Source organism: Exilispira thermophila, assembly GCF_055389015.1.
Window position 1 is genome coordinate 2680209 of the sequence record NZ_AP042476.1, and the last position, 21630, is coordinate 2701838.

At 22.6% G+C, this 21630-nt stretch carries 18 protein-coding genes, 2 tRNA genes and 1 other RNA gene; 7 read left to right on the top strand and 14 right to left on the bottom strand.

What is annotated here, in order from left to right; genetic code table 11:
- Positions 1-6: 6 nt before the first annotated feature.
- The 8 genes from murJ to ACZ5EC_RS11395 all read right to left on the bottom strand — a co-directional run bounded on the left by murJ (position 7) and on the right by ACZ5EC_RS11395 (position 8544).
- Complete coding sequence (gene murJ / locus ACZ5EC_RS11360; protein WP_464302598.1) at positions 7-1581, bottom strand: murein biosynthesis integral membrane protein MurJ; 1575 nt, start codon at positions 1579-1581, stop codon at positions 7-9.
- A gap of 22 nt (positions 1582-1603) precedes the next feature.
- Positions 1604-2119: a hypothetical protein gene (locus ACZ5EC_RS11365; RefSeq protein WP_464302599.1), complete on the bottom strand. Its 516-nt coding sequence runs from the start codon at positions 2117-2119 to the stop codon at positions 1604-1606.
- 213 nt (positions 2120-2332) lie between these two features.
- Positions 2333-4195: an NAD(P)H-hydrate dehydratase gene (locus tag ACZ5EC_RS11370; protein WP_464302600.1), complete on the bottom strand. Its 1863-nt coding sequence runs from the start codon at positions 4193-4195 to the stop codon at positions 2333-2335.
- Between the two features lie 17 nt (positions 4196-4212).
- Entirely contained in the window at positions 4213-5637 is a 1425-nt protein-coding gene (locus ACZ5EC_RS11375; RefSeq protein ID WP_464302601.1) for a hypothetical protein, read from the bottom strand.
- 30 nt (positions 5638-5667) lie between these two features.
- Positions 5668-6258 (bottom strand): ribosome biogenesis GTP-binding protein YihA/YsxC, encoded by a 591-nt coding sequence (gene yihA / locus ACZ5EC_RS11380; protein WP_464302602.1) that lies wholly within the window; start codon positions 6256-6258, stop codon positions 5668-5670.
- 189 nt (positions 6259-6447) lie between these two features.
- Positions 6448-7524, bottom strand: coding sequence for an LptF/LptG family permease (locus tag ACZ5EC_RS11385; RefSeq protein WP_464302603.1), 1077 nt, complete (start codon positions 7522-7524; stop codon positions 6448-6450).
- Positions 7525-7634: 110 nt separating this feature from the next.
- A complete protein-coding gene (locus ACZ5EC_RS11390) occupies positions 7635-7937 on the bottom strand; it encodes a DUF503 domain-containing protein (protein ID WP_464302604.1) in 303 nt (100 codons plus the stop codon).
- A 61-nt stretch (positions 7938-7998) separates the two neighbouring features.
- On the bottom strand, positions 7999-8544 hold the full coding sequence (locus tag ACZ5EC_RS11395; RefSeq protein ID WP_464302605.1) for an O-acetyl-ADP-ribose deacetylase: 546 nt from the start codon (positions 8542-8544) through the stop codon (positions 7999-8001).
- A 635-nt stretch (positions 8545-9179) separates the two neighbouring features.
- On the opposite strand from ACZ5EC_RS11395, the gene ACZ5EC_RS11400 reads away from it, so the two are divergent.
- The gene (locus ACZ5EC_RS11400; protein WP_464302606.1) at positions 9180-10844 is read left to right on the top strand and encodes a bifunctional metallophosphatase/5'-nucleotidase; all 1665 of its coding nucleotides are present in this window, start codon (positions 9180-9182) and stop codon (positions 10842-10844) included.
- A 115-nt stretch (positions 10845-10959) separates the two neighbouring features.
- Here ACZ5EC_RS11400 and ACZ5EC_RS11405 read toward each other — a convergent pair whose 3' ends face one another.
- Complete coding sequence (locus ACZ5EC_RS11405; RefSeq protein ID WP_464302607.1) at positions 10960-11910, bottom strand: hypothetical protein; 951 nt, start codon at positions 11908-11910, stop codon at positions 10960-10962.
- 242 nt (positions 11911-12152) lie between these two features.
- Between ACZ5EC_RS11405 and thiI the strand changes: the two genes are divergently transcribed.
- The 6 genes from thiI (at position 12153) to ACZ5EC_RS11435 (ending at position 19494) form a co-directional block, all read left to right on the top strand.
- Complete coding sequence (thiI, locus tag ACZ5EC_RS11410; RefSeq protein WP_464302608.1) at positions 12153-13334, top strand: tRNA uracil 4-sulfurtransferase ThiI; 1182 nt, start codon at positions 12153-12155, stop codon at positions 13332-13334.
- 179 nt (positions 13335-13513) lie between these two features.
- Positions 13514-14491 (top strand): DHH family phosphoesterase, encoded by a 978-nt coding sequence (locus tag ACZ5EC_RS11415; protein WP_464302609.1) that lies wholly within the window; start codon positions 13514-13516, stop codon positions 14489-14491.
- 93 nt (positions 14492-14584) lie between these two features.
- Positions 14585-15676 carry a ribose-phosphate diphosphokinase gene (locus ACZ5EC_RS11420; protein WP_464302610.1) on the top strand — a complete coding sequence of 364 codons (1092 nt, stop codon included), beginning with the start codon at positions 14585-14587 and terminating at the stop codon, positions 15674-15676.
- Between the two features lie 536 nt (positions 15677-16212).
- A complete protein-coding gene (locus tag ACZ5EC_RS11425) occupies positions 16213-16815 on the top strand; it encodes a hypothetical protein (protein ID WP_464302611.1) in 603 nt (200 codons plus the stop codon).
- A gap of 107 nt (positions 16816-16922) precedes the next feature.
- Positions 16923-17498, top strand: a complete 576-nt coding sequence (locus ACZ5EC_RS11430; RefSeq protein WP_464302612.1) for a hypothetical protein — start codon at positions 16923-16925, stop codon at positions 17496-17498.
- A gap of 343 nt (positions 17499-17841) precedes the next feature.
- Positions 17842-19494: a S41 family peptidase gene (locus ACZ5EC_RS11435; RefSeq protein ID WP_464302613.1), complete on the top strand. Its 1653-nt coding sequence runs from the start codon at positions 17842-17844 to the stop codon at positions 19492-19494.
- 525 nt (positions 19495-20019) lie between these two features.
- Here the strand turns inward: ACZ5EC_RS11435 and ACZ5EC_RS11440 are convergent.
- The 5 genes from ACZ5EC_RS11440 to ACZ5EC_RS11460 form a co-directional block, all read right to left on the bottom strand.
- A complete protein-coding gene (locus ACZ5EC_RS11440; RefSeq protein ID WP_464302614.1) occupies positions 20020-20484 on the bottom strand; it encodes a PTS sugar transporter subunit IIA in 465 nt (154 codons plus the stop codon).
- Positions 20485-20631: 147 nt separating this feature from the next.
- Positions 20632-20727: signal recognition particle sRNA small type (gene ffs, locus ACZ5EC_RS11445), an RNA gene on the bottom strand.
- A 9-nt stretch (positions 20728-20736) separates the two neighbouring features.
- Positions 20737-20826: transfer RNA gene (locus tag ACZ5EC_RS11450), tRNA-Ser, on the bottom strand.
- A gap of 74 nt (positions 20827-20900) precedes the next feature.
- Positions 20901-20974, bottom strand: a tRNA-Pro gene (locus ACZ5EC_RS11455).
- Between the two features lie 40 nt (positions 20975-21014).
- Entirely contained in the window at positions 21015-21551 is a 537-nt protein-coding gene (locus tag ACZ5EC_RS11460) for an adenine phosphoribosyltransferase (protein ID WP_464302615.1), read from the bottom strand.
- Positions 21552-21630 lie beyond the last annotated feature (79 nt).

Here is a 21630-nt window from a genome sequence, read left to right on the forward strand (position 1 = left end):
TTTACATCAATCCTTTTTTAAATTTTGTTTTAATTTTAATATTTTATTAATTTCATCAATTTTCAATAAAAGAGATATTAAAACAAATAATAGAAAATATAATAAACTTATACCTATAGTAAATAAGATATGGTATAAAGAAGATAGATTAATTTGAACAGGATTCAACCATTTATATATTTTTACAATATAAAAAACAGGTAGAAAGGAAATTGTTGTAGAAAAAAGTACTTTAAAATAGAAAAAAATATTTTGATCCTTAATTTTGATATATTTTGTACTTAAAACATAAAGAAAAAGAAATTGAAAAATTAAAGAAATAAGTGTACCTAAAGCTACAGAATACATTTCAATAGTTTTATATGTAAAAATTACAGTAATATAAAAGATTACTAATGATAAAAGGGTTGAAAGAACAGGTTGTTTAAATGATTTTCTCGAATAATAAAAAGAAGTTAAAATTCTATTATTTGATATAAATAATAGTCCTGGTAAATATATCAATAAAAATTTATATGAATAAATAATATCATTTAAAGTATATTTCCCATGATAAAATATTAGTTTTAAAACTGGTAATCCAGCACTAACAAGATAACCTATAATTGGAACAGCAATTAAAAATGAGACTTTGAGTGAATAGTTAAAATTTTTATTTAATTTATCCATTTCATTTTTTGCAAAATTATCAGAAAATGTTGTTAGAAAAACCTGTCCCATAGCAACTGAAAAAATCCCTATAGGTAGTTGATATATCCTCTGAGCAATGTATGAGTAAGTTATAGAACCTGGAAAAAGGGAAAGGAAGTATAGGGATATAAATATATTTAATTGATAAGCAGAAGATGAAAATAATGATGGTATAAATAGTTTAAATACTTTTTTTATATATGGGTTATTAAACTTAAATGAAGGCTTAAAACTTATACCTAATCTGTTAAGATGGGGGATTAATGAAAATAATTGAGCAAATCCACTTATCAGGATTGCATATATAAATGTAGATATTGAAAGTTTTTTAAGCAAAGCAAAAATAATAATAATAAAAATAAAAGTTATGTTGAAAAAAGCTTGATTAAGGTTTGGTGCAAAAAATTTATAAAAACTATTTAATATAGAACTAAAAAATGATGTTAAAGAGATAAGTATAAGATATGGAAAAATTAATTGTGACAAAAAAATAGTAGAATTTATTTTTTCAATAGAATATGTTTTAAATCCAGGAGTTAAAATAGGCATGAATAAAGGGACAAAAAGAATTAAAATTGAGGTAACAAAAAACAATATGAGTAAAAATAGGGTAAAAAATGAATCTAGAAAAAGTTTTTCATTCTTAGTCCCTTTAACTTCCATATATATAGGGATAAATGAATTTTGTAATGCACCTTCAGCTAAAATTGATCTAAAAGTATTAGGAATCCTAAAACTTGTAATATATATATCCATTTGATTAGCATCAAAAAAATGGGTATTTATAGCAGTTCTTAAAAGTCCAAAAAATCGGGAAATAAAAACTCCCAGAGATGATAAACTAATGTGAATAATTGAATGTTTGGTTTGTTTTGATTTTTCTATATTCATAATTTTTTTTATATCTAATTTTCTAGTATTTTTTTATAATAATAGTTTCACTTTCTTTTATTATTTTAGATTTGTATATCACTTTAAAATAAAACTGTTTTTCAAGTTTAGTTTTATCTATAAAAAATGGGATATGTTTATTGTCATCAGGATTTAATGTAAACTTATCAAAAAGTGGTTTTACAATAAAGGGGTTTTCAGTACTAACAATTTCAATATAAAATTGATCTTTATTAATTTCAAAAATATTTTTACTTTTGTTTTTTGCTAAAACATCAATAAGAATATCATTTTTCCTCTCAAATACTGAATAACTGAATAAAACATTATTTATGGTAAATTGTTTTAACTCTTTTTCCTGTTGTTTATCAAATTTTTCCATTGCTGGTTTAAAAACAAGAGTATAAACAAGGAGGATAAATAAAATATCTCCAAGAATAATTAAAAAAGAGGTCATCCTCTTTCTTGGTTTTTTAGGTTGTAGAGATTTTCTTTCCTCTTTTTTTAGAAAATAATGAACACCATTATTATCACTCATAGCAATATTTAAACTAATTTTTTAAAAAAATCAAAGTATTTAGTATTAACTATGTTATATTGGATCTTTTTTTATACAATTTACACAAGTTATTCAAAGATATTAGTCATTCTAATTATAAAAATTATTCAAAAAATTTAGTTATGTTAATAATAGAGGATTATGTCAAGGATTATGTCAATAAAAATGTGTAGATTGGTTATAATTCTGGTATTATAACTTAAAATTAATAACATATTTTAGAGCATCTATTAAAAGTTGGGGTGTATATGAATATTTAGATATATTTTTTTTATTAAAATATATAGTCAATTTATCAAGTAAATGTGATGCAAAGTTCATTGATTCAAATGGAGAATATCCTTGAGCAATAAAAGAACCTATAATTCCACTAATAAAATCCCCTGTCCCCCCTTTGGAAAATCCACTATTTAAACCATAATTGCATGCTATTTGATTGTCTGGAGAAAATGAAAAGGTTATTGCATCTTTAAGATAAAGATAAATTTTCATTTTTTTTGAAAAGCTTGACCCAATTTCTATTCTTTTAGCTTTTATATTCTCAATAGGTAAATCAATTAATCGTGAAAATTCAAGCATATGAGGAGTAAATATAAAATTAATTTTTTTAACATTATTGTTTATTAAATCTTTGATTTTTAATGACTTTGAATATAGGTTTAATGCATCAGCATCAACAATAATTGAAGGTTTTTTTAAAGAAGTATTTTCTAAATTATTGCTTAAATTATTAAAAGAATTCTTTTCATTTAAGGTCTCAATAATTATTTTTAAATAATTATAAAGTAAATTTTCATTATTACCAAAACCAGGTCCAATTATAAAAGTATTAATTTTATGGAGTAATTTTTTAACATTATTATCTAAAATAAAATCATATTTATTTTTATCTTTGTAATTTTTTATTTTTACATTCAAAGTTATAATTTGCGGAATAGAGCTTTTGATATTTTGAATTGTTTCATTGTCAGAAAAAAGGTAAACAAGTCCAGCACCAGAAGAAAGAGAAGACCTGGCAGCTACTATTGCAGCTCCTATTGTATTAAAATTACCACCTACAATACAAACTCTTCCAAAACCCCCTTTATTTGATAAGTCATTTCTTGGTTTATATATAGATTTAATATATTGTTTGTCTATTAGTGTTAAATTGAAAAAATTATTATTTTTATTTACTTCAGATTTATAATTATTGTTAGTTTTATGATTTTTATTATTTTCGTTGGTATCTTTAATATTGTTAGATTGATAAATATTATCCAATTTATAAATATTATCAAAAAAATTGAGATCTTCAGGAGCTGGAAATTCAATATCTAAAATTTCTAATTTATCAAAATTTTTTCTATTTTCTGGTAAAAATAATGATAATTTAGGGTAAGAAAGTGTTAATACATAATCTGCAAAAATAGTAGTATTAAAATAATCTTCAGTTAAACCAGAAGGTAGATCAATAGCAATTGTTTTAAAATTATTTTTAACTTTTAAAAAATTTATTTTTTTAAAAAAATTAGCAAACTGTTCTCTTAATTTTCCTTTTAACCCGATTCCGAATATTCCATCAATTAATAAATTGCAGTTAAAATATTTTTCTAAACTTTCTATATTATCAGGTGAGAATTTGATTAATTCTAAATAATTGTTATCAGAACTGTAGTTAGTTGAATTATTATCATTATTATTATTGTCATCATTTTTATAAATAAAGGTTTTTATTATTTTTTGTTGATATAAATTTTCCTCACTAAAATTTTTATCAAGAATTAAAATGTTTATTTTAAAATTAATAAAATTATTTTTCTTTAAAAAAAGGAATATTTTTCTTGAAACCGCAATAGCATCACCACCATTATTTGAATTGCCTGCTAAAACAGTTATAGTATATTTTTGTGTTATACAATCTTCATTTTTGATAATTTTATTTAAAAAATTGTTTTTAATAAAATTAAAAATTGAGGTGGCAGCATTTTCCATTAGAACTAGAGAATTAAATCCTGCATAGTCAATAAGATATTTTTCATATTTTTTTATTTGTTCAAGACTCATTAAAATCATAAGCTTTCCCCTTTATTTTATTGAGTTAAAGCTATTTTTCTTAAAATAACATCAGATGCCCAGTATAAAATATTAAAATTATTTGAAATATCAGAATATGCATATAAACTGCCATCTTCACCTACAAAAAATTGATTTTCACTATAAATATCACTAACATCAATAATTTTTGATACCAATGTTTTAAAGTATTTATCTTTAATTATTAAATTAGCTTTGTTTTCATCTATGTATTTTATAAAAAAATAAAAATTATCAGGAGTAACATTCAGCAAATATTCTCCAAAAAGAAGAACTTTTTTCTTTTCCCCATTAATCATTTTGTTAACTAAAAGTTGTTTCTGGTAAATTGTATAAATCTTATTTAAATTCATTTTATCAAGTTTTATTATTTTATAATATTCTGGTATGTTGTTTTTGTAATAAAATACATCAAATAATATACTTTTATCTTCAGTTACAAGGTAGTTAATTATAAAAAGATTATAAAGGTCTTTTTTTTCAGTTTCAGTTTTAGGAATATCAACAATTGAAAAATTTGTTTTATTTAAAAGTTTAAAATCTTTATCTACAAGATAAAAATTGATAGAATCATGTTTTTCAGGAGCAATTTCATTTGTCCCTTCCTCATCTCCAGTAAATTCTTCCTCGGAAATAACAAAAGAGTCATCTTTAAAAAAATGGATTTTAGTAAAATAGTTAAAAAAAGGATCTGATAAAGATTTACAAATAATATTTTGTAAATCTCCATATTTATCAAACTTTAAAAATACAATATTATATTCTTTTTTACCATTAGAAGTTTCTTTATTTTCATTTAAATTGTTGGACCTATAATTCTGATTATTTTTAGATGTATTATTATTAAGGTTGTTATCATTATTATTATTTTGTTCAGAATTTGTAGAATTATTCAAAGAATTCTTCGAATTTTCCATATTATTTTTATTAATGATAACATAATTTATTTTTTGATTTTTCCCTATATATTTTTCAAAAAGTTGTGTTAGATCATCAAAATTTACTTTTAGAAAGATATTATCTTCATAATCAATATAAATTCCAAATACTTCTGGAAAAGGGAAGTTTCTTGTAATCTTAGTTTTAATATTTTCTTTGTTTAATGGTTTAAGATATGCTAAATCTTTGTATGTATTAATATTTTTATAAGTAATCTTTAATAGAGTATCTCCAGTTTTTGTAAACTTGTATAGGGTTCTTGAATTTGTATCAAAAAAATAGATAAAATTTTTTCTATAAAAAATATAACTAAATTTATAGTGCTCGAATATTTTTAATTGTTGTTCTTCAACTTGATTTGGTATACTCACAATTTTAACTCTTTTCATAGAGGTATCTTCAATTTGACATGAATAAAAATAAGTGATTAAAGATAAAATTAAAAAAGTAAAAACTAAATATTTGATAATTTTTTTAGTCATCAATAGTTCTCCATATCTTTTAAATATAATTTATTCAATAACTATTTTAAAAATGTTATAAATTTTATCAATTCCAATTTTTTTTAGGGAAGAAAAAGGGATAACATAGTCTCTCTCAATATTAAGTTTAGAACAAAATTTCTGAATAGCTCCTTCTATCTTACTTTTTCCAAGTTTATCAATTTTTGTTAATACATAATAAATCGGTATCATATTGTTATGCATAAAATCGATAATCTGTTTATCGAGTTCATCAGGTTCTTCTCTTCTCACATCAATTAATAAAAAGCAGTACTTTAAAGAATTTATAGTATTAAAATAATGGTTTAAAATATCTGTCCATTTCTTTTTTGTTAAGATAGAAACCTTTCCGTATCCATAACCAGGTAAATCAATGAGATAAAATTTTTTATTAATGAGGTAAAAATTTAATGATTGTGTTTTTCCTGGGGTGGAAGAAGTAAATGCTAATCGTTTTTTGTTGGTTATAGAATTAATAAAAGAAGATTTTCCAACATTTGATTTACCTATTACTATAAAATTATATTTTAAAGGTTTTGGGAAATCATTTTTAGTAAAAACTGATGCAACAAATTCAACAGATTTAATGTAATTTTTCATAGTTCATTTCCAATAACAGCATATTTAATTTCTTATAAAATTATTAAACAATTATTAAATAGTTTAGTTAATTTTTTGTTATTCAATTTATTTTATTGTTTTTATCTATTTTATTTTTATTTATTTGTTTAATTATTTGTTTAATTTTAATTTTTATATTTGTTTTTAATTTTATTTTTGTTTTTTTTTCTATTTAGTTTTAGTTAGACTAATTATACCTAGGATAACAAAAATAAAATCCCCAATCCAGGCTGCTAAAAATGGAGTACCAAACCCTTTTCGTCCAAAAAGGAAAAATGTGTTTAATACCCAGTAATATATAGCAAAAACTACAAGACATAAGATTAAAGAGTTAATTAAAACATTATGTCTAAAATAAGTTCCAGCAGCTATTCCAAAAATTGCAATAATAAATGCTCCAATTGGTAATGAAAATTTTTCCCAGAAATATAATTCATCATAAAAATTTGTATTTCCTGATGTTTTTAACATGTTAATGTATTCCATTGCTTCTTTTATTGTCATTGTTTCAACATTGTCAGAAGTTCTTGCAAAAAATAAAGGTTTTTCTTTTAAATCATATCCTTTATTTGTATAATATCTAACAAGAAGTTTATGAGAGTAAAAAGTTTCATAAACATTATAAAATATCCATTTATTAGTTTTAGAATCATATATGCCATAACCTGCTTTAATATCCTGTATGATTTCTCCATCTTTGGAGAATTTTATTATATGGATAGAATCAAGTCGTTGATTTTTTGCAGTGTATTTTCTAATAAAAAAAAATGTATTATCAAATCCTTTTTTGGAAATATTGTAATTATCTTTAATAATTTTTCTATTAAACAAAATCTTTTCAATTTCTAATTTCTTTTTATATGTATTGGTAACATAATAATCCTGAGTTGCAATTAACACCCCTGTAAATAAAAAGATAAAAATTAACAAAGGGATTGATAATTGCAAAGTTGAAATACCACTAGAATGAATAGCAATTAGTTCATTATGAAAATTTAGGTTAGATATTATATAAACTGAAGCAAATAAAACTGGTAATGGAAAAGTCTGGAAAAACATTTTAGGAGCCCAATAAAGATAGTACATAATAACTAAATTAAATGATTTTCCACTTCCTAAAAATGAATTTATATGCTGTATAAAATCCTGAACTATATATATAATAATTATTAATAAGCTCATAATAAGAAATGGGCCAAAAAATGATTTGATTAAATATAAACCTAACTTTTTTGGAATTTTCATAATTTAAACTTTATTTATTAATAAATCTTATTTATTTATTAATATTTTTTTCAATTTTTTTAAAACTATATTTAAAATTTTTAAATTTTATTTAAGCTAATTAAATTAAATTAAAAAGAATCTTCGTCAAACTGTTCTATTGTATAATTAAATTTTAGCAATCTTCCAGGATAGTTGGAAATAATATAATTTTCAAGATTACGATTTAAGTTATATAAAATATTATTATTAGAAGAAACAGCTGATATTGCAATACCACCTTTTTTAAAATTATTTTGATATTTTACCTCAGATATTGAAATTTTATATTTTGACTTTATTGAATCAATTATAGATTTTAAAATTTTTCTTTTATCTTTCAATGATTTTGCTTCTTCAATTATAATGGTAAAATAGCATAAGTATATATACATAACTAAATATTTATAGTATTTTTTTAATTTATCAATATAAATTGGCAAATCATGAAAAAGGTTAAAATTCCTGGTTAGAGATAAAAATATTGTAATCCTTTTCAGAATAGAATACTAATTTGATAAGAGAAAGTTTTTTAGAATCTGGTTTACTAAAATATTCTTTTAAAGTTCTAGAAACAATTACTGCAGCTTTTTCTTTAGGAAAACCATAAACTCCAGTCGAAATTGCTGGAAATGCAATAGATTTTAATCCAAGCTTTTCTGCAACTTTAAGTGAATTGAGATATGCATTTTTTAATAAAGATTCTTCATTCTTTTTTCCACCATACCAGACAGGACCAACAGTATGGATAACAAATTTGGTTTTTAAATTACCAGCTTTTGTTTCTATTGCCTTTCCAGTAGGTAATCCTTCAGGGTATTTAGTTTTTCTTATAATTTTACATTCTTCAAGAATTTGAGGTCCACCTGCTTTATGGATAGCACCATCAACACCTCCTCCACCCATAAGAGAGGAATTTGCTGCATTTACAATGGCATCAGCATCTTCTTTAGTAATATCACCAACATATACAACAACTTTCCCATTTAAAAAAGTTTTCATAAAAAACTCCTGTTTTATATTTTTATATTATTAAAATATTCTATAATAATTGTAATATAAGAATTATTCTTTTTTAAGTGTAATCTATTGTTTATTTTTTTATTTAAATAATAACATAAAAATAAATTTAAACTAATTGTGTATGATAAAAGATTTTTTAATATATAGTTTTAAAATTTATTCAAAATATACTCTAAAAACATTTTAAATTTAATATATTTTAAAAGAATTTCTATCAATATTATTAATAAAATAAAATAAAAAAATATAAACTAAAGTTTTAAATATAAAAAAATACAAACTATTAAAACTATTTCTTAACTACTACTTCTTTTCTCTATTTTTTAAGGTTTGTCTTTATGTTTTATTTATAATTATCAAAAAATCCTTTTAAAATTTAAATGACTTTTATGGTTTTTAATTTATTCTTTAATAAAATTTAAATAGCAATTAGTCTTAATACTATTGAATTTTTGTTATAAAAATGAAAAACAAATCTTATACTGTTAGTGAAAAAAAGAAAAGTTTTAAAATTGTCAATTTCTTATAAAAAACTATTGAAATTATTAAAAGTTGTTTTATTCTTTTTTTTACCTGATAAATTAATAAAAATTTGTAAAGTAAGGAGTACTGTTATGAAAAAGTTACTAGTAATTTTGTTAGGATTGTTATTATTTATTTCTTTTTCATGTACAACTACATCTGTTCAAACAGATGAAAATGCACCTATTTATCATTTAGTTGTACTACATACTAATGATCATCATGGTCATCCAGTAGCATTTTTTAATTATCCAGCTCCAAATGTTGGTGGATTACCAGCAAGAGCAACTTTTGTTCAAAAAGTTAGAGATGAAAATGAAAATGTGCTGGTTCTTGATGCAGGTGATCTCAATACTGGTAGACCAGAATCTAACTTTTTTAAAGCTGAACCTGATATTATTGGATACAACTATATTGGTTATGATGCTATGGCATTAGGTAATCATGAATTTGATAATCCACTTTCTGTATTAAAAAAACAAATGGAAATGGCAAAATTTCCATTTTTATCAGCTAATGTAAAATACAAAGATGGTTCATATGTTGCAAAACCATATATTATCAAAGAGTTTAAAGGGTTTAAGGTTGCTATTTTTGGTTTAACAACAAAAGAAACTGAAACAATTGGTAACCCTTCTATAACAAAAGATCTGATTTTTGAAGATGAAGTTGAAACTGCTAAAAAACTTGTGCCAGAATTGAGAAAGAAAGCAGATATAGTTATTGCTCTTGTTCATATGGGTATTTATGACTCTGTAAGAAAAGGTTCAAAAAGATTAGGAAGTGAAGTTGATGGGATTGATTTAATTGTTGATGGACATACTCATACAAAAATAGATTTTCCTATTTTTGTTAAAAACCCATCTGGCCATAATACTTTAATAGTTCAAGCTTGGTGTTGGGGACTTGTTGTTGGTAAAATGGATCTCTGGATACAGAATAAAAAAATAGTTAATTTTAAATTTGAAGCTGTTCCAATGAATTTAAAAGTTAGAGAAAAAGTTGATGGTAAAAGTGTATATTATTTTATAAATTCCAAAGGGGAAAAAGATCCTTCAGCTGAAATTAAAGAAGATCCAAAATTAAAAGAAATTTTACAACCATATGTTGATAAAGTATCAGCTATTTTAGATAAAGTTATTGGAAAAGCTACAGATGATTTCTTAAATAAAAAGGTTAGATATGAAGAAACTGCACTTGGTGATATGGTTGCAGATTCAATGGCATGGTATGCAAAAACTCAACTTAATACAGATGTAGATTTTGCTTTACAAAATGGTGGTGGAATTAGAACTGATTTACCAGCTGGTGATATAAAAATGGGAAAAATATATGAGATTTTACCTTTTGATAATTCAGTAATGATTATGCAATTAAAAGGCTCAGATGTTCAAAAATTATTTGATTATATTGCAACTATTCCAAGAGGAAAAGGTGCATTTCCACAGGTATCAAAAGAAGTTAGTTTTACTATTAATTATGCAACAGGAAAATGTGAAAATATTTTAATTAATGGACAACCAATTGATCCTGAAAAGATTTATAAAATTGCAACTAATTCTTATTTGGCTGCAGGTGGTGATGGTTATAAAGTTTTCTTAAAAGCAGTTGATTCTTATGATGCATCAATAATGCAAAGAGATGTGTTTATTCAGTACATACAATCTCTTGGTGGAACAATCACTCCAAAAGTTGAAGGTAGAATTAAGATAATAGAAAAGAATGAAGCTTATGTTCTTTTCAAAATGGCTGCCTAGTAAAATAAGGTATAAAAAAATAGCTGCCTCTAATTTTGGGGCAGCTTTTTTTATTATTTTTTTATTTAAGGTTATAAGTAAAAAAATTAAAATCCTTCTAAAATTAAAATATATTTTAAACTAAAGCGCAACATTCATAAATAGATACAATTTTAGAAAATCTAATTTTTTGAGTTGTATATATAGAATTAGAATCATTTTTATTGTCATTTTTATTATCATTGTTTTTTATAAAATTATTTGATATATAATCTTTATCAAAAGTAGGGTTTACAATACCATTTATTCCACTTTTTGTAGCTATTTTATCTATTTCTTTTCTATACTTCCCTTTTGGCCTCATACATCCCAGAAAAAGATTTGTTTCAGAATTATTAAAGTTTTCATAGCCATATTGAAAAATATCTTTAACAAATGCATAATCAGGTGGAGTTAATTTTTCAAAATATGTCCCTTTTGTAGGAATTAAAATTAAAAATACAATTGTATCTAATATTTTGCTTTTATATGTAGAAAATTGTTTTAAAAAATTTAGAGCATTTTTTTCCCCAGAAGCTTTTCCCCCATTTAAACCAATTGTAATATGAGGTACAATTTTAAATGATAAATTATTTTTGATTTTATAATTTACAAGTTTTTCAAAATATTTAAAATAATCTTTTGCTTTTTTATCCAGATTATAAACAAAATTAATTGTATGATCATCTCCAATGATGTCAATTGAAACAGAATCAGCAATACTCAGGTATTGAAAGTATTTTGTTGATAAAAGTCCAGTATGTAAGTTTATTTTTTTATGTAAACTTTTAAGTTTCTCTATATTTTTAATATGATTAAAAAAAGGTACATAACCATCTTTATTGCTACCTCCACTAACTAAATATGAAGTATAACCATTAAGGTTTTCATTGGTTTGAAAATCACTGTTTTTGAAAATATTTTCAAAAGTTTTCATATGATTTAAATAATGTTTATTACAATGTTTACAATTAAGAGCACAAAAATTTCCAGTAGTAGAAATTGATAAAGTATTTAAGGTTTTAATGTAATAAAAAGGTTTTTGCATTTTAACTCCAGATGTTTTATAATTTAATATAATAATTTTAATATCTATGATTGCATAAATTATTGTATTTTAAATTTAAAGCATAAATAATTAAATTTCATTAATTAATATAAAAATAATATAAAAAAAAATTATATAAAAAAAAACAAAAATAATAAAATAATAAAAAGAATACTAAAGGGGATTAAACAATTTATAGAAAAAAAAGAATATTATGTTAATAGTTTTTATAGGAGGTAAATTTGAAAACTATACTTATTAGATATGGAGAGATAGCTTTAAAAAAAGGTAATAGAAATTATTTTGTAAAACTTTTATTAAACAATATTAAGGCAAAATTACCAGATGTAAAAATTGAAAAAGAATATGGTAGGATATATTTAAAAAAAGAATATTTTGATAATCAGGATTTAGAAAAATTGAAAATGATTCCTGGTATATATTCTTTTTCTGAAGTTGTAGAGACCAATACAGATATTGACAATATAAAAGAATTATGGGTTAAGATAATTGAAGATTATTTAAAGAATGTTTTGAACTTAACTTCAGGTAAGACTATTACATATAAATTTAGCACAAAAAGAGCTGACAAAAGTTATCCAATCCATTCTGATATTTTTTCAATAGAGGTTGGAAAGTATGTTGATTCAAAAATTAATGAAAAAATAAAAAGATTAGAATTTAAAGCTAAACATCCAGAAATAGTATTTTTTACAGAGATAAGAGAAAAAAAAGCATATCTTTTTTTTGATAAAATTAAATGTGTTGGAGGCTTACCAGTAGGTGTTAGTGGTAAGGGGTTAGCTTTATTATCTGGAGGAATAGATTCTCCAGTTGCTTCTTTTATGATGATGAAAAGAGGAATGGCTGTTGATTTTATACATTTTCACTCACCACCCTATACCTCAGATATGGCTAAACAGAAAGTTATTGATCTTGCAAAAGTTTTAAAAAATTTTGAGAATAAAGCAAGACTTTATATTGTCCCATTTACAGAGATTCAATTAGCAATAAGAAAAAATTCTGATGTTAGATATTTAACTCTTCTTATGAGAAGAGCAATGGTTAAAATAGCTGAAAAGGTAGCGAATAGTAAAAGATATAACTGTTTAATTACTGGTGAATCTTTAGGGCAGGTAGCAAGCCAAGCAATTGATTCTATAGTTTCAACAGCAAATGCTACAAATAAGCTTGTTTTAAGACCTTTAATAGGATTTGATAAAGAGGAGATAGTGGAAATTTCAAAAAAAATTGGCACATTTGATATTTCTACTGAACCTTATGAAGATTGCTGTACAGTTTTTGTTCCCAGACACCCTGAGACAAAACCAAAAATACACAAAGTTATAGAGGAAGAAAATAAATATTTAAAAATGGGAATGATTGAAAAAGCTGTAGAGAATATAGAAATTATTGAAATATAAATAAAAAAATAAAGATCAGATAAAAATTTAATAATAAAATAAAAAATAAATAATTATAAAGAAAAAATAATAAGGAATAAAGTAAATAACAATAAATAATAATAAAAATAGAAAGTTAAATGTAATTTAATTAATTGTATGTAAAGAAAAATCAGATAAAAATAAAAGATTAGAAACACATGCGCTACAATAAATTTAAAAAATTTTTAACATATATTAAAAAACTAAATAAAACCATTTATATTCAACCTCATAATTTCCCTGATCCAGATGCTTTAGCATCTTCATATGGATTGAAAAAAATATTTGATTACTATAAAATTGATTCAAAGATAATATTTTTTGGACCTAAATTGAGTCTTCTTAATAAAGAATTGATAGATGTATTTGGAATAGAGGTTGAAGAGATTGATAGGCGAAAAGTGTATGATAACAAAATTGCTATGGATGGACATCCAGAAAATGTAAATTTTATTAATACAAAAGGGAAATTTATAGCATATTTTGATCATCATATACAAAAGGAAAATAAAAAAACAGATAAAAAAAACAATGTTAATAAAGATATAATTTTTAAGGAAGTAGATTCAAAAATTGGATCAACTTCAACAATCATTGCACATTATATTTTACATTTTAAAATTCCAATTTCAAAAAAACTTTCTACATTTTTAAATATAGGAGTTTATACTGATACTAAAGGATTATCAAGAAAAACTTCCTCAAAAGATTTGTTTATTTTTAATAAATTTTATTTCAACATGAATAAAGATATTTTTACTTTTTTTACAGGTAATTCATTTGAAAAAAAGGATATTTCTTATTTAAATGAATCAATTAAAAATTTAAAAATAGTTGATGATAAAGGATTAACATTTATTGAAGGCAATTTTTCACCATCTTTATTAGGAATTATAGCTGATACAATATTAAGAATAATAGAAGTAAATTTTGTGTTAATTGTGGGTTTTATTGGTGATTCTATTTATCTTTCAACTAGAAGTATCAGCTCGAAATATAATTGTTTTGAATATTTTAAAAAGAATTTCAGCAAAATTGCTTATTTTGGTGGACACAATGAGATGGCAGGAGGACAATTTATAGAAAAAGATATTCATAAAAAAGAGGTTTTGGAGATAATAGGATATAATAAATAGTCTGTAAAAATTTAAATATTTCTTGAAATTTGATTGATTAATTTTTTTAATATATTTAAATTAAATTGAAATTAAAGATTAAAGGAAAATATAATGGGTGGTAGAGGTAAAATCCAGGTATTTGCAGGAAGAGCTGTACAAAGTTATGCTTCTAAAGTTTTAAAAGAGTTAAAAAATATTAATGAATATACAAAAAAATTTGTTGATCTTGCTGGACAGGTGAATGTTAAAAAATTTGCTGATGGGGAAATGGAAGTCGAGATATTAAATTCAGTGAGGCGAAAAGATATATATATATTTCAAAATTGTGCATCAAGAAATGAATTCTCTTTAAAAAATTGTGAAAATCAAATAGAACTTTATCATTTAGTTGATGCATTAAAAAGAGCCCATGCTGAAACAATTACAGTTTTTGAACCTTTTATTTCAAGTTCCAGATCAGATAGAGCTTCAGGAAGGAGTTCTGTTGGTTTATGGATTCATTTTAAAACATTACTTTCTCTGGGAGTAACTCATATAATAACTTTTCAGCTACATTCTGAGAAATCAAAATCAATGATACCTCCAACTGAAGCATTTATTGATAATATTCCTATCCATTCATTATTAAAAGAATACATTGTTAAAAAATATATTAAGACAAAAAGTTATTTTGAAAAGATAGTAAATAAAAATTGGGCTTTTTGTTCTGTTGATATTGGAGGTGAAAGTTTAGCCAGAAATTTTGCTTCAGCTTTTAATTGTCAGCTTGTTGTATCTCATAAACAAAGAGATTATACAACTGTAAATAGAGTTAATAAGATATCAATTTTGACTGACAAATCTATAGAAGGCAAAATTATCTGGATTGTGGATGATATGGTTGATACTGCAGGGTCAATTTATAATCTAATACTGGAATTAAATAAACATAATGTAAAAGAAGTTAATATTGCTGTTATCCATCCTGTATTGTCAGAGCCAGGAATTAAAAGGATTAAAGATTTACATGATAAAGGTAAGATTAATAAATTTATTGTAACAGATACTTTATGGATATCAGAAGAATTAAAAAAGCAATTAGACTTTATGGAAATAGTTTCTACAACACATTTAGCAGCTCAAATTGTCTATAAAACAAATACTGGTGAATCTTTATCTCAATATTTTGAACCTATAGATGTTCTTCAATATTTAGAAAGTTAATATTTTTAAAAATTTATTCAATTTCAGCTTTTTTTTGTTAATAATAAAATTGAAATTATTGAGATATTTAAAAAATAATAAGTATTATATCATAATTGAAATTTTTCTCACTGGGTCAGTTATGTATTTTTGAAATTTAATCAAAAAAAGCATTGATCATAATTATTATATATTATATCTTGTAAGTCTTTGACAACTGACAATCGTTCAAAAAATTTCAATTATGATATATATGTTTTTAATAATTTTTATCAAATATAACAATTTCAAATTTTATTATTAACTTCACCAACCACAGAAAATAATTTTTTCTCTTTTGTCTTTGACTACTTACAACCTTTGCAAAAAATTTTAATTATATGCTATCATTGAAAAAACAATTGTAATAAACTTTATAGGTTATATGCTTTTAGCAGGGTTTTACATGGTATTATAATAAATGAAAGTGTACAATTAATATGTCCTATATTTGAAAAAATTATAGTAAAAAAAGTTTTTATAATATTATACTAATAAATATATTTGGAGGAATTTTTGTGAAATATGAATATATAAAATATATTTTTCTGGTTTTAATTTTTATTTATTTTTATAGTTGCACAATATTTGCGGATGAAAATGGAACTGAGTTTGGAATTACATATGGATACATAGAAGAAGACCATTTCTTTAATGAATGGTTGGTAAATACTTCTGAATATGAAACAAGTTATTTTACATTTATACCTACAGGCATTTTTGTAATTTTAAATTCAGGACTTTTTTTCTATAATTTCATTATTGAATCATTTCTTACAGATATTGGTAGTTCTTCTGGAAAAACATATATGTATTTTTTTGAAAGTGGGACAGGGATGCAATTATCATTATTTAATTTTGTAAAAATAAGAGCTTCTATTAATCTCGGAACAGGTTTTTATCTATTAAAAATGTTTAGCTCTCATTATTCTGAAAATTATTCAGTTATAAGAAAAGATGTTTTTGTTTATGCAGAACCAGATATTATGGCAGGAATAAAATTAGCAAATGATTTTTCTTTTTATATTGGAATAAATACAAAATTTATATATTTTTTCTCTAAAAATCTATCAAATTTTAATTCTATCCAGTATTATTTAATGTTTTGTTATTATTTGTAGGTTTAGCTTTAATAATTTTAGTCTATTTAATAAAATTTTTAAGTTTTAATTTATAAAATTTTAAAAAGTTTTGATTCAAATATTAAAACTAAGATAAGGATGGTTATATGATTAGAAATATATTTTTTGTATTATTAATGATGTTCTTGTTTTCATCTTATGCTTTTGCACAAAATAATTATTCAATTATGTTTTCATGGGATCAATTTCAAATACAAAAGCATTATACCTTTCAAATTATAGATGATAATTATATGAGTGTTCATGAAATAGGAAATTATCAGAGTTTTTCTACATACTTTTTATTACACAATAAAATTTTTATTTATGGATTTCAGTTTAGTTTACCTTTTCATTTACCTTTAAAGGATTCTAACAATTTATATGAACCCCAGCTAAGTTTTCTTTTTGGATTTGAATCAATGAAAATATTCAATGGAATATTTAATTTACAAACTGGAATTAGTCTAGGTATTTTATATCTTTATATTAATCTTCCTGATGATTATAATTTTAATGTATCAGAATTTTTCTTTGTATACGAATTTTTTCTTTCTATAGGGATTAAAATTTCAAATCATTTTAATTTAAAATTTCATGCAAGGTACAGATATCCTTATGGATGGCACAATTATTGTATAAATGAACCATATTATGGAGTTGCTATTGAATATTTTTTTTGATGTAAAATATTTTTTTGTTTAACTTTTGAAAGTTTTTTTTAAGTGTTTTATTTTCCTTGAACATATTTTTTCACCTCAATAATTTAATTTATTTCAGGAAAAAATAACATTTTATTGATTTTTAAAGTTTTAATTATACCTTTTTTTAAGTAGAATCATAAATTATTTATAAGAAGTGATATAGATGGAAATATTTATAGCTTTAATATCTCTAATAATTATTTATATTATTTTTGTCTCTTATATATATTTTCACAATATTTATATTATTAAAAAATATAATATAATATTTTTCAAAGAACTTAATAAAAAAATAAAACAAGATAATTATTATGAATATTTTTTGAATAATAGAAATATTTCAAAAAATGATGCACTTTATGATATTAGGTTTTTAAAAAAAATAATATTAAAAATACATCCAGATCCTTATTTTTTTATTTCAAAAGAACAATTTGATAATATTTTTAAACAAGCTGAAAAAGAGATAGAAAAGGCAGAAAAAATTGATAGCATTTCATTTTTCAAAATAGTTAATAAAACAATATGTTCCTTAAGAGATGTCCATTCTTCACAATTTATAATGGAAAATATATTTTTTAAATATCTTTATAATTATAAAAAATTGTTTCCAGCAAAAGTATTTATTGATAATGATAACAATGTTTATTTATTAGATTTTGTGGATGATGAGCAAAAAAAAATATTAATTGAAAAAATTGCATTAAAACAAAATATAAAAAAAGATAAAGTAAATTTAAAAAATTATAAAATAAAAATTGTTTCAATAAATGAAATAAAAATTAGTGATATTTTAGATTATCTTTCAGATTATGAAAATTTATATAAAAAACAGATGAGAATAAAAAAATTAAATTATTATTTATTTAGTTATTTTGAATTTATAAATAAACTATATTATCTTTTTGGAGATATAGATATTTACAATACAAAAGTATATGTAGAAGATCTTGATTTATCTTTTAATCTAAAAATAAAATCAAAAAATTTAAAAAGAGATAAAAAGATAAGCTCTATATTATCCAATAATTTTTATAAAATTAATTTATTTTTAAAAAGTAAAGGTTTTGAATCTTATTATGAGAATGAAAATTTATTAATGAGTATAAATTATGATAAAAAAATTGCTTATTTGAAAATAAATTATTTTGATTTTTTTAATTTTGATTTCTTATTAAATTATAAAACATTAAAAAGATATATTTTAAATAGATTTAATAAAGATTATTTTGAAAAATATAGTTATTTAAATGAAGAACCATTTATAACATATAGAATTATGAAACATTTTAATGATTTTTTTAAGACTATAAAAGAAAAAGAAATAAAATATCTTCTTATTGATATAAAAAATAATCCAGGAGGAAATAGTTTTTGCTCTGACTTTTTAATAGATATTTTGTTTAAAATAAAAAATATAGATAATAAAAACTTTCATATTATAAACAAGAATAAAGATAAAAATAAAAAAGAAATTAAAATAAATAAAAATGTTAATAAAAATGTTTTAATACTTGCTCATGAAAATTTGGGTTATACATTTATAAACTACTTATTAAATTTTATAAAAGCTAAATTTTATTACAAAATTTGTGATAATATAAAAGAGTGGTTTTTTAAAAATATAATTAAAAATGTTGATCAAGATAAAGATTTAAAAGTATATTTAATTCAAAATTCAAATATAGCTTCTTCTACAAAATATTTCAGTTGTCTATTTAAAAAATATAATTTTGGAAAAATTATAGGGGAAGAGTCAGCTGATATTATCAGGGGGACAGGCAATTTTGCATATTTTATCCTTCCAGAAACAAAGTTAATTTATAATTTAGCTCTTTCTATAATTCAGAGGGAAAATATATTTCATGGAGTATTACCAGATATTGAAGTTCATCAAAATATTGATGATTTATTAAAAGAAAAAGATACTATTTTAGAATCCACATTAAATTTGATTGAAAAAGAGAGAGAATAAAAATAGGAATCTAAAAGATAAAAAGCAAATATCTTTTATGTCTGTTTTTTAGTTGCTTCCAGACTTTGACAATTAAATTTTTAAAATACTTATTTAATAAGGCATTGAAGTATATAAAAAAAATTACTCCACTACATTTTGCTTAAAGTATAAAAGATGGTATCTTAATTACTATCTTTATTGCAAGAGTTTGTAGGTAATCTTTGTTAACTATCCAATCTTATTTACAAAAAGGATAAATAATTTTTTGTTTAACTTTTGAAAGTTTTTTCTCTATATGATATAGCAAGTTGAATATAATAAAAGGGGTGATTTTTAAAACCACATCTATTTCTTTTAAGAAACAGAAAACATTCCTTATTTTATTTCCAACCTAACAAAAATACAAAATATAAGAATAAAATTTCTAAGTCCTTTATTTATTAATACTTTTGAATTTTTGAAGTTAATAAAAAACTTTATAAATTGTCAAAGTAGGGGAAAAAAAGAAGGCTTCTTTATGTGGTCTCTTATTACTTAATAATACTAAATTAAATGATTATTATTCCCTTGAGTAATAATATTATAAACCTCTTCAGGTTTATCAGTAGTAGCAATAAATTTTCTTATATTATCAAATTGTAAAATTTTCATAAAATGGGCAACAACTTCCAGATAGATAACATTATAAGAATGATTTGCAGCTATCGAAATAATTATATTGGTGGGTTTTTTATCATATGAGTTAAAATCTATACCTTTAGATAATGTAAGAATTATAATATTTAACCCTTTTATCCTATCATCAAAAATATGTGGTAAACCAATTCCTTCACCAATGCCAGTAGATAGATAGTTTTCTCTAGTTTTAAAAAGATTATATAATAGGTTTTTGTCCAGATTTAAATTGTTACTAAAAATATCTGCTAATTTTTTTAAAACTTCTTCTTTATTTTGTAAATTTTGTTTTAGTATTATATTATTTGGTGTTAAAAATTCTTTAATTTCCATTAAAAACTCCATTAATTTTAACTTGAAGTTATTCCAAATTAAAAATCATTATATGTATTATCATATATTGGTTAAATGATAGAACTAATTCATAATTTTGCAATATATTTTGAAAAAAAATATATGTAAATTATATTAAAAAAGCCACAGAATAACGAGATCCAATCAATAAGGGAAACTTCTACTGTTGCTTCCGTCAGGACCTGGCAGGATTTGAAGTTCCCTTACTATTGGTTCGCTACTCTGTGGCATCGGAAGGGACGGGATTTGAACCCGTGATACGGGGATTAGCCGTATACACGCTTTCCAAGCGTGCTCCTTCAGCCACTCGGACACCCTTCCATTGTTTCAAATGCAAAAAAAATATATATTAAAAATAAATTTTTGCAAATTGTTTTAAATTGTTATAGTAAAAATCGGACCGACTGGATTTGAACCAGCGACCCCTACCACCCCAAGGTAGTGCGCTAGCCACCTGCGCTACGGTCCGATTTATATGAAATATTAATTTTTTATTAAAAAAGTCAATATTATTCACCATGATAATTTATAAAAGTTTTTATATTATATTTTTTTAATCTTTCTTCGTAATTTAAAAATGGTAATCCGATAACTCCAAATACTCCTTTAACAGTACATCCAGCTTTTTCAACAATATTAGCAATTGCTTCTAATGTACCACCAGTAGCAATAAGGTCATCAACAATTAAAACATTCTTAACTTTCTTTAAATCCTGTTCATGAATCTCAATAGTAGCTGTTCCATATTCTAAAGAGTATTCAGCAGAAATTGTTTTACCAGGAAGTTTCCCTTTTTTTCTGGCCAATAAAAGTGGAACATTTAATTTTAAACATAAAGGACTTGCAAATATAAAACCTCTAGATTCTGCAGCGATAATTCCATCGATTTCTCTGTCTTTATAATATTCAAACATTTTTTCAATAATTGTATTAAAAACTTCTGGTTTCATTAGAAGGGATGTTATATCATAAAAAAGGATCCCTTTTTTAGGAAAGTCAGGTATTTTCCTGATATTTTGATCAAGCAATTTTTCTAAATTTTCCATAATATTTTTCCTATATTTTTTTTTATAAAATAGACTATTAAATAACCTCTGCCTTTCTTATTACCCAATTATTTTAATA